The sequence below is a fragment of the Agrobacterium sp. LEGMi-208b genome (assembly GCF_059511785.1).
The window spans coordinates 587,068-600,546 of record NZ_CM183445.1 but is presented as its reverse complement, the minus strand read 5'-3'; the positions used below and the strand labels follow the sequence as shown (position 1 = coordinate 600,546).

Annotated in this window: 10 protein-coding genes and 1 pseudogene; all 11 read left to right on the top strand. The window is 63.8% G+C overall.

Annotated elements, in window-relative coordinates:
• The first annotated feature begins 7 nt into the window (after positions 1-7).
• The 11 genes and pseudogenes from AC5YUO_RS02945 to AC5YUO_RS02895 all read left to right on the top strand — a co-directional run bounded on the left by AC5YUO_RS02945 (position 8) and on the right by AC5YUO_RS02895 (position 13,305).
• A complete protein-coding gene (locus AC5YUO_RS02945) occupies positions 8-3,808 on the top strand; it encodes a baseplate multidomain protein megatron (RefSeq protein WP_496154189.1) in 3,801 nt (1,266 codons plus the stop codon).
• A 34-nt stretch (positions 3,809-3,842) separates the two neighbouring features.
• Positions 3,843-4,046: pseudogene (locus AC5YUO_RS02940) on the top strand (hypothetical protein); the annotation flags it as partial.
• Positions 4,047-4,186: 140 nt separating this feature from the next.
• The gene (locus tag AC5YUO_RS02935; RefSeq protein ID WP_003497070.1) at positions 4,187-4,441 is read left to right on the top strand and encodes a hypothetical protein; all 255 of its coding nucleotides are present in this window, start codon (positions 4,187-4,189) and stop codon (positions 4,439-4,441) included.
• Between the two features lie 93 nt (positions 4,442-4,534).
• A complete protein-coding gene (locus tag AC5YUO_RS02930; protein WP_003509815.1) occupies positions 4,535-5,206 on the top strand; it encodes a response regulator transcription factor in 672 nt (223 codons plus the stop codon).
• Positions 5,196-6,596, top strand: coding sequence for an ATP-binding protein (locus AC5YUO_RS02925; protein ID WP_496154188.1), 1,401 nt, complete (start codon positions 5,196-5,198; stop codon positions 6,594-6,596). Before AC5YUO_RS02930 ends, AC5YUO_RS02925 begins: the two co-directional genes overlap by 11 nt.
• A 163-nt stretch (positions 6,597-6,759) precedes the next feature.
• A complete protein-coding gene (locus AC5YUO_RS02920; RefSeq protein ID WP_496154896.1) occupies positions 6,760-7,188 on the top strand; it encodes an RT0821/Lpp0805 family surface protein in 429 nt (142 codons plus the stop codon).
• 159 nt (positions 7,189-7,347) lie between these two features.
• Positions 7,348-8,511 carry a c-type cytochrome biogenesis protein CcmI gene (ccmI, locus tag AC5YUO_RS02915; RefSeq protein ID WP_496154187.1) on the top strand — a complete coding sequence of 388 codons (1,164 nt, stop codon included), beginning with the start codon at positions 7,348-7,350 and terminating at the stop codon, positions 8,509-8,511.
• Positions 8,508-9,020 carry a cytochrome c maturation protein CcmE gene (gene ccmE, locus AC5YUO_RS02910; RefSeq protein ID WP_496154186.1) on the top strand — a complete coding sequence of 171 codons (513 nt, stop codon included), beginning with the start codon at positions 8,508-8,510 and terminating at the stop codon, positions 9,018-9,020. Before ccmI ends, ccmE begins: the two co-directional genes overlap by 4 nt.
• Positions 9,017-11,008, top strand: coding sequence for a heme lyase CcmF/NrfE family subunit (locus AC5YUO_RS02905; RefSeq protein ID WP_496154185.1), 1,992 nt, complete (start codon positions 9,017-9,019; stop codon positions 11,006-11,008). The genes ccmE and AC5YUO_RS02905 overlap by 4 nt, the downstream gene beginning before the upstream one ends.
• Positions 11,009-11,133: 125 nt before the next feature.
• Positions 11,134-11,598, top strand: a complete 465-nt coding sequence (locus AC5YUO_RS02900) for a cytochrome c-type biogenesis protein (protein WP_496154184.1) — start codon at positions 11,134-11,136, stop codon at positions 11,596-11,598.
• A 153-nt stretch (positions 11,599-11,751) separates the two neighbouring features.
• Positions 11,752-13,305, top strand: a complete 1,554-nt coding sequence (locus tag AC5YUO_RS02895) for a Do family serine endopeptidase (protein ID WP_496154183.1) — start codon at positions 11,752-11,754, stop codon at positions 13,303-13,305.
• Positions 13,306-13,479: the final 174 nt, after the last annotated feature.

Genomic DNA, 13,479 nt, shown 5'->3' with positions numbered 1-13,479 from the left:
GGCAGGCATGGCGACAATTGTTTTTCAGGCGGCGGGCGCAGCACTCGGCGGCATGTTCGGCCCTTTGGGCGCAATGATCGGCCGGGCGGCCGGGGCGCTGGCGGGTAACGCCATCGACCGCACGCTGCTTTCGAACGGACGAACGGTCGCGGGCGCGCGGCTTTCGACGGCGCGTATTCCGGGGGCGGAGGAGGGCGCGGCGATCAACCGGCTTTACGGCACCGCAAGGATCGGCGGCACCTTGATCTGGGCGACGCGTTTCGAAGAAAGCGTCGAGGTGGAACGGCGTGGCGGCAAGGGCAATCGCGGCCCGAAAGTGGAGAGTTTTCGATACTTTGCCAACCTCGCCATCGGCCTATCCGAAGGTGAGGCGGCCATGGTGCGGCGTGTCTGGGCCGATGGGCGGGAACTGGACCTGAGCGCCATCGAGATGCGCTTTTATCCCGGCAGCGAAACGCAATTGCCCGATCCCTTGATCGAGGCGAAGCAGGGGGCGGGCAAAGCGCCCGCCTTTCGCGGACTGGCCTATGTGGTCTTCGAACGCCTGCCGCTCGACGGCTTCGGCAACCGCATCCCGCTCATGCAGTTTGAAGTGGTGCGGCCGGTCGGCCGGCTGGAAAAATCCATCCGCGCCATCACCGTCATTCCCGGCGCCACGGAACACGGTTACGCCACCGCGCAGATTTCCGAGCGGATGGGGGTCGGCCAAAGCCGCATCATGAACCGCAACGGTCTGACCGCCGCAACCGACTGGCAGGCGGCAATCGACGAATTGCAGGCGCTGTGCCCTAATCTTGAGAGCGTGGCGCTGGTGGTAAGCTGGTTCGGCACCGACATGCGGGCGGGTGAATGCCGCATTCTGCCGGGCGTGGAAGTGGCCGGCCGGGATGGGGAAACCACGCCATGGTCCGTCGCCGGTGTTTCGCGCGGCGCGGCGCATCTCGTCAGCCATCATGGCGGTGGCCCGGCCTATGGCGGTACGCCGAACAACGAGAGCGTGCTGCAGGCCATAGCCGATCTCAAGAGCCGGGGTCTGCGGGTGTGCCTTTATCCCTTCGTGATGATGGATGTGCCGATCGGCAACGGCCTGCCGGACCCCTATGGCAAAAGCGAGCAGGACGCCTATGCCTGGCGCGGGCGCATCACCTGTTTTCCCGCACCCGGCAGGGCCGGCTCTCTGGATCGCAGCGCGGGCGCACGGGCGCAGGTCTTCGCCTTCTGCAACCGCGATGAAGGCTATCGCCGCATGGTGCTGCATTATGCGGCGCTGGCGGCCCGGGCGGGTGGGGTGGATGCTTTCCTGATCGGCTCGGAACTGCGCGGGCTGACGTCGCTCAGGGACCAGCACGATGCCTTTCCCTTCGTTGAGGAGCTGGTGCGGCTGGCGGGCGATGTGCGCACTATCCTGGGGCCGGCGGTGAAACTGACCTATGCGGCGGACTGGAGCGAGTATTTCGGCCACCAGCCGGCAGACGGTTCGGGCGATGTGTTCTTCCATCTCGATCCGCTCTGGGCGAGCCCCGATATCGACGCCATCGGCATCGACAATTACATGCCGCTGTCCGACTGGCGCGACGAGGATGCCGCAAAGGGCAATCCGGATGGCATGACCGGCCCGGACGATGTGAGCGCCTTCCGCCGCGCCATTACCGCAGGGGAAGGCTTTGACTGGTTTTATGCCAGCGATGCGGACCGCGCCGCGCGCAGGCGCACGCCCATTACCGACGGGCTGAAGGCCAAGCCGTGGGTGTTCCGCTACAAGGACTTGCGCAACTGGTGGGGAAACCTGCACTACGACCGGGTGCGGGGACAGGAGAAAGCCACGCCGACGGCATGGGTGCCGCGCTCGAAGCCGGTCTGGTTCACCGAACTCGGCTGCCCGGCGGTGGACAAGAGTGCGACGCGCCCCAATGTCTTTCCCGACCCGAAATCGGCGGAAAACGCCTTTCCCTATTTTTCCCGCCGCAACCGCGCCGACAGCCAGCAGCGACGGTTTCTGGAGGCGCATCTCGAGCATTGGCGGGATGGCGATGCGGCGATGGTCGAGGCAGGCCGGGTGTATCTCTGGACCTGGGATGCACGGCCTTTTCCGGCCTTTCCGCAGAATGGCGCGGCATGGAGCGATAGCGGCAACTGGCGCACCGGCCACTGGCTGAACGGGAGGCTGGGTACGGCAACGCTCGCCGATGCCATCGCCGCCATCCTCACCGATCACGGCTTTTCCGACTTCGACGTTTCCGCCGTCAGCGGCGATCTGGGAGGTTATGTGCAGGGCGACGTGACCTCGGCCCGCAACCTGCTGGAACCGCTGATGGCGGCGTTTCAGGTGGATGTGGCGGAGGATGGCGGAACCCTGCGCTTCCGCTCCCGCAACACGGCGGTCTTGCCGGTCCGGGATATTGCCGTGCTGGCGGATCTGGAGGACCAGCCGCTCTGGTCGGAACATCGCGGCCATGACAGCGATTTCGCCGCTGAAGCCGTGCTGACGTCTTTCAACCCGGCGCTGGATTACGAGCAGGCAAGTGTACGGTCGCGCCGCATCGACAATGCCGGCAGCCGGGTGATGTGGCTCGATCTCAACGCCGCCCTGCCTGCGGAAACGGCGGAAGCCGCTGTCGAGGCGTTGTTGCGCGACAACCGGCAGGCGCGGCGCAGCCTGCGCTTTGCTCTGCCGCCTTCCGATATCGCCCTTGAACCGGGTGATTGTATCCGCCTGGCGGAAAGCGCCTTTCCGCAGGCGCCGGCAGGGCGGTTTCTGGTCAGCCGGATCGAGGACGGCGCGGTGCGGCAGGTGGAGGCGCGGGCCTTTTTCGCCGCCTTTCCGGCTTTCGCGGGCGGTGCGGAGGCGCGGCGCAGCAGCGGCGCAAGCGGTGCCGAAGGTTTCGCCCCGGAGGTACTGTTTCTCGATCTGCCCTATCATGACGGCACCGCACCGGAGGATTCGGCGCGGATTGCCGCCCTTGCAAAGCCCTGGCGGCCCATCGTCGTTTCTTCATCGCCCGGCACAGAAGGTTACCGGCAGCGCGTGCTGCTGGACCGGCCCGCAATGATCGGCACGCTGGCGATGCCGTTGACATCAGGCCCTTCCGGCCGTTTCGACCGGCAAAACACCATCCTCGTCGATCTGCCCTTCGGCGAGGTGTCATCGACCGTGGAGCTCTCGGTGCTGAACGGTGAGAACCGTCTTGCCATCAAGGCGGCGAACGGGGTCTGGGAAATCGTTGCCTTTGCCAGGGCCGAGGAAATCGCACCCTCGCGCTGGCGGCTTTCCGCTCTTTTGCGGGGACTGGCCGGCACCGAAGACGCGCTCGCCGCAGGCGCGCCGAAAGGCGCACCGGTGGTGGTTCTGGATGCGGCGGTGCGGCCGCTCGGTCTTGTCGCGAGTGAGCGCGGGCGACGCCTGAACTGGATCGTGGAAGCCGCGGGAATGGCGGGCGCGCCGAGCGGCCCCTTTGCCTTCGAGGGCGGCCTGCGGGCGCTGACACCGCTCGCGCCGGCGCATCTTGCCGCCGAGCGGCGCAGGGACGGCGTTTTCATCAGATGGAAACGCCGGGGCCGGGTGGAGGCCGATGGCTGGGATGCGAGCGATATCCCGCTTGAGGAACCCTTCGAGCTTTATCGCGTCGAGGTGCTGGATGGCGAGGCCGTGCGGCGTATGGCGGAGGTTTCGCAACCCTTCTGGTTTTACCCCGCCGCGGATGAACTCACAGATTTCCCGGCATTGCGGGATCACATTTCCGTGCGTGTCCGCCAGCTCGGCCGCGCGGTGCCCTCGGGTGTGGTGGCGCAGGCCACCCTCCCGATATGACATGTGCCTGAAAAACAACGCAAAGGATGAGATTATGGACAGCACCAAAGCATGGTATCAATCGCGCACGATCTGGGGTGCCCTGGTCGCGGTTTTCGCACCGCTTTTCAGCATCGCCGGCCTTGAACTGCCCGCCGGTCTGCAAGGAGAACTTGCGGACGGGCTGGTGACGGTTGCGGGCGGAATCGGTGGCCTGGTCGCACTTTACGGCCGCCTTTCGGCGACCAGCGCCATTCGCTGGCAGCCCCCGAGACGACGCCGTTCCCGCCTCGCGCCCATGCGGCGGGGGCGGCATTCATTTGCCATTCAGACGCTTTGCGCTACATATTCGGTCACAATACGGTTCGACACGCACCCGGTTTTTTGGAAGTTTGTGCAATGGCATCACCTCTCATCATCGCGACGCTTGCAGCCGGGCTTTCCGGTTTCACGGCGCCCGAGGCTGATCTGCAGGGCCATTACATTCTGGCGGCGAGCGATTGCGGCGCAGCCGTCGCCCGCGTGGTGCGTGAAACCGGCGGTCAGCTGCTTTCGGTCTATCCTTCCGGTGACGGTCAGTCCTGTGTCGTCACCGTTCTCGTCCAGGGCAATGGCGAGCGCCCGCGCAAGGTAACGATGCGCGTGCCGATGTAGCTTGCCCGCATCGCCGAAATATCGGAAAACAATCCGACACATGCAGCATGACCGGCCACGCGCGCGGGCCGGGGACACAGGAAAGGGCGGACAATGCGTATTCTCGTTGTTGAGGACGATGCCAATCTCAATCGTCAGCTGACCGATGCTCTCAAAGAGGCCGGTTATGTGGTCGATCAGGCATTCGACGGCGAGGAAGGCCATTATCTCGGCGATACCGAGCCCTATGACGCCATCGTTCTCGATATCGGCCTGCCGCAGCTCGACGGTATCACCGTCGTTGAAAAATGGCGTGCGGCCGGCAAGGCCATGCCCGTCCTCATCCTGACTGCCCGCGACCGCTGGAGCGACAAGGTGGCGGGCATCGACGCCGGCGCCGATGATTATGTGACGAAGCCTTTCCATGTCGAGGAAGTGCTTGCCCGCGTGCGCGCGCTCATCCGCCGCGCCGCCGGCCATGCGTCTTCCGAACTGGTGTGCGGCCCGGTCCGGCTCGACACCAAATCCTCCAAGGCGACCGTCAACGGCACGACGCTGAAACTCACCTCACACGAGTTCCGGCTCCTGTCCTATCTGATGCATCACATGGGCGAGGTGGTTTCGCGCACCGAGCTGGTCGAACATATGTACGATCAGGATTTCGACCGCGATTCCAACACGATAGAGGTCTTTGTTGGCCGCCTGCGCAAGAAGCTCGGGGTTGATCTGATCGAGACGATCCGCGGTCTCGGTTACCGGATGCAAGCGCCGGCAGATGCGAAGTAATTCCCTCACCGCCCGCGTTCTGCTGCTCGCCTCGCTCTGGTCGGTGCTGGCGCTGGTGGTGATCGCCGTCGTCATTTCGACGCTTTACCGGCAGGGAGTGGAGCGCAGCTTCACCGATCTCCTCAGGGCGCAGCTCTATAACGTCATCAATTCCGTGACGATTTCCAACGAGAATACGCTGGCCGGCAGCCCGCAGCTCGGCGATCTCCGGTTCTCGCAGCCCGATACCGGCTGGTACTGGGTGGTGGAGCCGCTCGGCAATTTCCAGACCGCGCCGCTGGTTTCCTCCTCGCTCGGCGTCTCGACGCTGCCGGTGCCGAGCATTCTCGATGCCCCCTTTGACAACAGATACGAGCGTTTTTACGCCGTCACCGATGAGGCCGGCAACAAGGTGCGGGTGGCGGAAACCGAAGTCGTGCTTGACGGTGAGGGGCGCGCAGCGCGATTTCGTGTTTCCGGCAATCTGAACGTCGTGGAAGACGATGTTCGCGATTTCTCCAACAGCCTTTATCTGGCGCTGGCCGTCTTCGGTGTCGGCAGTCTGGTCGTCAACGGTCTTGCCATTCTCTACAGTCTGCGGCCGCTCGATCAGGCGCGTGTCGCGCTTGGCAAGATCAGGGGCGGGGAGGCGGAAAGCCTCGAAGGCGAATTCCCGCGTGAAATCCAGCCGCTCGCCAATGAGGTCAATGCGCTGATCGACAGCAATCGCCGCCTCGTGGAGCGCGCCCGCATGCAGGTGGGCAATCTTGCGCATTCGCTGAAAACGCCGATCGCCGTTCTTCTCAACGAAGCCCGCACGCTGGAGCCGCAACATGGCGATCTGGTGCGCGCGCAGGCCGACGCCATGCAGGCGCAGGTGCAATCCTATCTCTCCCGCGCCCGCATCGCCGCGCAGCGCGGCTCTATCCTTGCGCGCGTGGAAGCGGAACCGGCGCTGGAACGGCTTGTGCGGGTGATGCGCCGCCTGAACCCCGACAAGCAGTTCGTGCTGAATTTCGAGCAACCCGGCGCCGTACTCGGCATGGAACAGCAGGATCTGGAGGAGGTCGTCGGCAATCTTCTCGAAAATGCGGCGCGTTTTGCCCAGACGCGCGTGGTCGTCACGCTTGCGACCGGCACCCACCCGTCTTCCGATGCGGAAATTGCCCGTCGTTCTTGGGTGGAGCTGACGGTGGAAGACGATGGGCCGGGGCTTGAGCCGGAACAGATCAGCGAAGCAATGAAGCGCGGGCGGCGGCTGGACGAGAGCCGGCCGGGCACGGGCCTCGGATTGTCGATCGTTTCCGAGGTGGTGTCAGAGTACCATGGCCGGTTTTCGCTGTCGCGCAGCGCCATCGGCGGGCTGAAAGCCGATCTGATTTTGCCGGGCCTCTCGAAAGAGCTTGCGTGAAGCAAGAAAAAAGGCAAGAAATTCAACGGCGCCATATTAGAGCATTTCCAGGAAAAGTGGATTCCGGTTTTCCGTCCGGAAATGCGAAAACGCTCTAGGTGCAATGCGGTAGGAAAGAGGACAGGGTTTGGTTGACGTGTATGATGGCTGCCGCTCCGTGACAATGCGTTCGCTGGTGTCACGCCCGGCACTTCTCTCGATCCTGTGCGTTTCGATGCTGAGCGCCTGCACCACCACGGGCACCCGCCCCGCGGGTGGCGGCCTCTTTGGCCGTTCGTCACAGCCCTCGACACCTTTCCTTGCCAATCTGGAAGGCGGCATTGTCGGGCGAAGTGGCGTTGAGCTCGGCAGGGGTGACCAGACCAAGGCGCTGGAAGCCGAATACAAGGCGCTGGAAACGGCTCCGGTTGGCACGCCTGTGTCCTGGACCGGCGATGACGCCAAGGGCCAGGTGGTCGCCAATGCGCCCTATCAGGTCGGCAACCAGAACTGCCGGCAATATTCCCATACCCTGACTGTCGATGGGCGCGAAACCAGGGTGCGTGGTGCGGCCTGCCGCAATGCCGATGGCAGCTGGTCGCCGCTGACATAAAAAGTTTGACGTAAATCAAGGTCGCGGGCCTTTTGCAGTGACAGAAAGAGGCACGGCGGAACAGCCGAACAGGGCCTGGGGTGCGGCGCGATGTCTCAAATTCGCGTCATCCCCTTGCTTCATGTTTCCATGTGCCGCGCATTCGAGTAATTGAGCCTTATGTTCTGGATTGTCGTTGCGATATTGACGGCGGCTGTTGCCATCGTCCTGATGTACCCGCTGATGCGGAAGACCGAGGCGCCGCAGACGCGCCGCGACGGTGAGGTTGCCGTTTATCGCGACCAGCTGGCCGAACTGGACCGCGAGCGCGCCGCCGGCCTGATCGGCGAGACCGAGGCGGACTATGCCCGCGCCGAAATCGGCCGCCGGCTGCTGGCCGCCGCCGAGGCGGAAGAGGTGACGGCCAGGGAGGCCCGGCCGCGCCGGCACAATATCGCCGCCAGCCTCATCACCATTCTCCTGCCCGCGCTTGGCCTCTGTCTTTACATCTGGAACGGCAGTCCGGACACGCCGGACATGCCGCTCGAGGCACGCCTTGAAAACCCCGGCAACGACATGAACCTGCTGGTCGCGCGGGCTGAAAGGCACCTGGCGCAGAACCCGGATGACGGTGGCGGCTGGGATGTTCTTGCTCCGATCTATTTCAAGACGCTGCGGCTCGGTGATGCCGAACTTGCCTATCGCAACGCGCTGCGTATTCTCGGACCAAGCGCCGAACGGCTGACGGGCCTTGGCGAAACGCTGGTGGCCGGCAATGACGGCATCGTCATCGAGGCCGCGCGGGATGCGTTTGCTGAGGCCGAAAAGCTGAAACCCGGCAATCCGCGCACCCGCTTTTATCTGGCGCTGGCGCTGGAGCAGGCGGGCAAGGCGGAGGAGGCTCGCGCAGCCTTTGCCGCGCTGGCGGCCGATGCGCCGGCCGGCGCGCCGTGGCTGCCGCTGGTTCAGGAGCATATTGCCCGCACCGGGGGTGCTGCGAGCCCTGCCGCGCCCGGCCCGACCGCCGAGGATATGGCGGCGGCGAATGACATGACGGCGACGGACCGGCAGGCTATGATCGAGGGCATGGTGGCGAGCCTCGACGCCAAGCTGAAGGAAAACCCGGCCGATTTCGAAGGGTGGATGCGGCTTGTCCGCGCCTATTCCGTGCTGAAGAACGAAGCAAAGGCCGGAGAGGCCCTGCGGGCGGGCCTGAAGGCTTTTCCGCCCGAGGGGGAGCAGGGCAGGCAGCTTCTGGCGCTGGCGAAGGAACTGGGCGTTTCCGCCGGGCCGATCCGCATGAACGGGCAACCGGATGCCGCGCCGCAGGGAGTGACGCAATGACCCGCAAACAGAAACGTCTGGCGATCATCGGCGGCGGCATGAGCTTCATCGTTGCAGCCGTGCTGCTCGTCATGTTCGCCTTCGGCCAGTCCATCGCCTATTTCTACATGCCGGCCGATCTGGAGAAAACGCCCGTCAATCCCGGCACCCGCATCCGCCTGGGCGGGCTGGTGGCGGAAGGCTCGATCAAGCGCGGCGAGGGCCGCACGGTGAGCTTCACGGTGACGGATGGCGAGGCCAATGTGCCGGTCAGCTATACCGGTATCCTGCCCGATCTTTTCCGCGAAGGGCAAGGTGTGGTGACCGAAGGTATGTTCGACGCCGCCACCCATGGTTTCGTCGCCGACAGCGTTCTGGCCAAGCATGACGAGAACTACATGCCGAAGGAAGTGGCCGACCGGCTGAAGGACAAGGGCCTGTGGCAGCACGGCGGAGAGGGTGAGGAACCCGCCGCCGCAACGCCATCGGCCAGCGCGGCGTCGGCCGACAAGACCGGAGCAACGAAATGATCAACGAGATCGGCCATTATGTTCTGGTTCTCGCGCTCGGCGTGGGGCTGATCGTTTCGACGCTGCCGGTCATCGGCGCGCGCCGCAACGACCGGGCGCTGATGGATGTCGCCTCGCTCGGTTCCGTCCTGATGTTCCTGCTGGTCGGCTTTTCCTTCGCGGCGCTGACACGGGCCTATGCCGTCTCGGATTTTTCCGTGCGCAATGTCTGGGAAAATTCCCATTCGCTGATGCCGATGATCTACAAGCTGACCGGCGTGTGGGGCAATCACGAAGGCTCGATGCTGCTGTGGCTGCTCATTCTGGTGTTTTTCAGCGCGCTGGTCGCCGCCTTCGGCCGCAACCTGCCGGAAACGCTCAAAGCCAATGTTCTGGCTGTGCAGGCATGGATTTCCGTCGCCTTCCTGCTGTTCATCCTGCTCACCTCAAATCCGTTCCTGCGGCTGGAGCGGGTGCCGGCCGAAGGGCAGGACCTCAATCCGATCCTGCAGGATTTCGGTCTCGCCATCCATCCGCCGCTGCTCTATCTCGGTTATGTCGGCTTTTCCGTCTGTTTCTCCTTCGCCGTCGCAGCACTTCTGGAAGGACGCATCGACGCCGCCTGGGCCCGCTGGGTAAGGCCATGGACACTCGCCGCCTGGACCTTTTTGACAGCCGGCATCTCCATGGGCTCCTACTGGGCCTATTATGAACTCGGCTGGGGCGGCTGGTGGTTCTGGGATCCGGTGGAAAACGCCTCTTTCATGCCCTGGCTTGCCGGAACCGCGCTGCTGCATTCGGCGCTCGTCATGGAAAAGCGCGAGGCGCTGAAAATCTGGACCGTGCTTCTGGCGATCATGACCTTTTCGCTGTCGCTGCTCGGCACCTTCCTCGTGCGCTCCGGCGTGCTCACCTCGGTGCATGCCTTCGCCACCGATCCGAGCCGCGGCATCTTCATTCTCGGCATTCTGACCGTCTTCATCGGCGGGGCCTTCGCGCTCTTCGCATGGCGGGCACCGGCGCTCAAGGCCGGCGGCCTGTTCGCGCCGATCTCGCGCGAGGGGGCGCTTGTTCTCAACAACCTCATCCTGACGGTTTCGACCGCAACCGTGCTGATCGGCACGCTTTACCCGCTCATTCTCGAAACGCTGACAGGCGAAAAAATCTCGGTCGGCGCGCCTTTCTTCAACCTCACCTTCGGCCTGCTGATGATCCCGATCCTGATCGTCACGCCGTTTGGGCCAATGCTCGCCTGGAAACGCGGCGATCTTCTCGGCGCCTTCCAGCGGCTTTATGTGGCGGCAGCGCTTGCAGCCTTTGCCGGCCTGACGCTCTGGTACATTGAAAATGGCGGCCCGGTGCTGGCCGCACTCGGCATCGCTGCCGGTTTCTGGCTGATCTTCGGCGCTTTGGCCGATCTCTGGTATCGCGCCAATTTCGGTAAACTCGCCTTCGGTATCGCGTTCCGCCGCCTGAAAGGCCTGCCGCGTTCCGCCTTCGGCACGGCGCTGGCGCATATGGGTCTCGGCATCACGGTGCTCGGCATCGTCATCGTCACCACTTTCGAGACAGAGACGGTCTTGGAAATGAAAGAGGGCATGGTGGCGGAAGCGGGCGGTTACAGCCTGACCTTCGATGGCGTTCGCCACGCCGTCGGCCCGAATTTCACCGAGGATCGCGGCCATTTCACCGTTCGCAAGGCGGGTGTGGAGGTGGCCGATGTCTGGTCGTCCAAGCGGCTCTATACCGCGCGGCGCATGCCGACGACGGAAGCCGGCATCCTGACCTTCGGCCTCAGCCAGCTTTATGTCTCGCTGGGTGACCCGATGGCTGATGGCGGCATGGTAGTGCGCATCTGGTGGAAACCCTTCATCCTGTGCATCTGGGGCGGCACGCTGTTCATGATGGCGGGCGGTTTCATCTCGCTCTCGGACAGGCGGTTGCGGGTAGGGGCGCCGACCCGCAAGGCGAAGCCGGTGCGGACGGTGATGCCGGAGGCGGCGGAATGATATCTGCGTTCTCTTCCTCATTCCTGTGCCTGTCACAGGAATCCAGCCGACACGCGTCTGCGTGGCGAAAGAGTTTTTTCAGCCCAAGGACTTGGGCTGGCTGGATTCCTGTGACGAGCACAGGAATGAGGGAGGTTGTGGCGGGGCTCACGCTCCTTCTCGTCCTCATGTTTACGTCATGGCCGGCCTTCGCCTTCAACCCGGACGAAGTCCTCAAGGACCCCGTGCTGGAGCAGCGCGCCCGCAATCTCACGTCTCAGCTCCGCTGCATGGTCTGCCAGAACCAGTCCATCGACGACAGCAATGCGGAGCTCGCGCGTGACCTGCGCGTTCTCGTGCGCGAGCGGCTGGTCGAGGGTGACAGCGACAAGGCCGTCATCGATTATGTCGTGTCGCGTTACGGCGAGTTCGTGCTGCTGAAACCGCGTCTCAGCCTGCGCACCGTGCTTTTGTGGGGCGCGCCCATCGGTCTCACCCTTGCCGGGATTTTCGCTGTCTTCGTCTTTTCCCGCCGCCGCGCCACTCAGGAACGCCCACAAAAACTGAGTGCGGAAGAAGAAGAGAGAATTCGCAATCTCATTGAAAAATAACCGGTTTTCATTTCTGTCCCGGGTTCTTTCTCAACATTACGGATTTTTCATTCCGCAGACACTTCGCCGTAAGGTGTTGCCTCCTATATCTTCATCATCCACCGCTTCCCCGGTCATACGGGTTCCAGTCTGAATGAAGAAAGAAGGTACACCATGTCTCATTCGCAAAACGGCCATTCCTCGCTGAAGACGGCCCTGAAGGCCACGACCGTTGGCGGCCTCGCGGCCCTGATGCTTTCGACCGGCCTCGCCGCACCGATCCTCCACTCCTTTGCCGCCCCCGTCGAGGTCACCGCGCCGCAGGTTCCGAGCTTCGCCAATGTGGTCGATGCGGTGTCGCCCGCCGTCGTCTCCGTTCGCGTGCAGTCGAACGTGCAGCCCGCTTCCGACGATTCCAGCAATTTTTCCTTCAACTTCGGTGGCCGTGGCCTCGACCAGCTGCCGGATGACCATCCGCTGAAGCGCTTCTTCAAGGAATTCGGCGGCCCGAACCAGGATCGCTCCGACCGTGGCCCGAACCGCCACCGTGACGGCAAGGGTCCGCTGCGCCCCGTCGCTCAGGGCTCCGGCTTCTTCATTTCCGAAGACGGTTATATCGTCACCAACAACCACGTCGTCGATGACGGCTCCGCCTATACGATCGTGATGAATGACGGCACCGAACTCGACGCCAAGCTGGTTGGCCGCGACCCGCGCACCGATCTCGCGCTGCTGAAGGTCGATGTGAACCGCAAGTTCACCTATGTGAAATTCGCCGATGACAGCAAGATCCGCGTCGGTGACTGGGTCGTCGCCGTCGGCAACCCCTTCGGCCTTGGCGGCACGGTGACATCGGGCATCATTTCGGCCCGTGGCCGCGATATCGGCTCCGGCCCCTATGACGACTACCTGCAGATCGACGCTGCCGTAAACCGGGGTAACTCTGGCGGTCCCGCCTTCAACCTCAACGGTGAAGTGGTCGGCATCAACACCGCCATCTTCTCGCCGTCCGGCGGCAATGTCGGCATCGCCTTCGCCATTCCGGCCTCGGTCGCCAAGGACGTGATCGCCGACCTGCAGAAGGACGGCAAGGTGGAACGCGGCTGGCTTGGCGTGCAGATCCAGCCCGTCAGCAAGGATATCGCCGAATCGCTCGGCCTTTCCGAAGCCAGCGGCGCGCTGGTCGTCTCGCCGCAGTCCGGCTCGCCGGGCGACAAGGCCGGCATCAAGCAGGGCGACATCATCACCGCCGTCAACGGCGAGCCCGTCAAGGATGCCCGCGACCTGTCGCGCCGTATCGGCGGCATGGCCCCCAACAGCAAGGTTGAAATCTCGCTGTGGCGTGGCGGCAAGTCGCAGTCGGTCACCGTAACGCTCGGTGATCTCGCCAGCGACGATGCTTCCAAGGCGACGCCTGCCCAGAACGACGACAAGGGCGGCCAGTCCTCCAGCGAGAAGGTGCTGTCCAGCCTCGGCCTGACGGTTTCGCCCGCCGATGACGGCAATGGCCTTGCCATCACCGATGTCGACCCCGACAGCGATGCCGCTGCCCGTGGCCTGAAGACGGGTGAGAAGATCACCTCGGTCAACAACCAGCAGGTCGCTTCCGCCGCCGATATCGAGAAGATTCTCGAACAGGCCAAGAAGGACGGACGCTCCAAGGCGCTGTTCCAGATCCAGACGGACGATGGCAGCCGCTTCATCGCTCTGGATATCGACCAGGGTTGATGGATTGACAGGCGATGCCGGTTCTTTCTGGAGCCGGCATCGTATTACGCTCTTCAGATGGGGCGGTTGAGTATGGCAGGGCGTTTCAGCCCGTTTCTTCTCCCCGAGGGGGAGAAGGTGGCCCGAAGGGTCGGATGAGGGGGCTAGCCCTCGGTTTATCTTGACCCTTGCCCC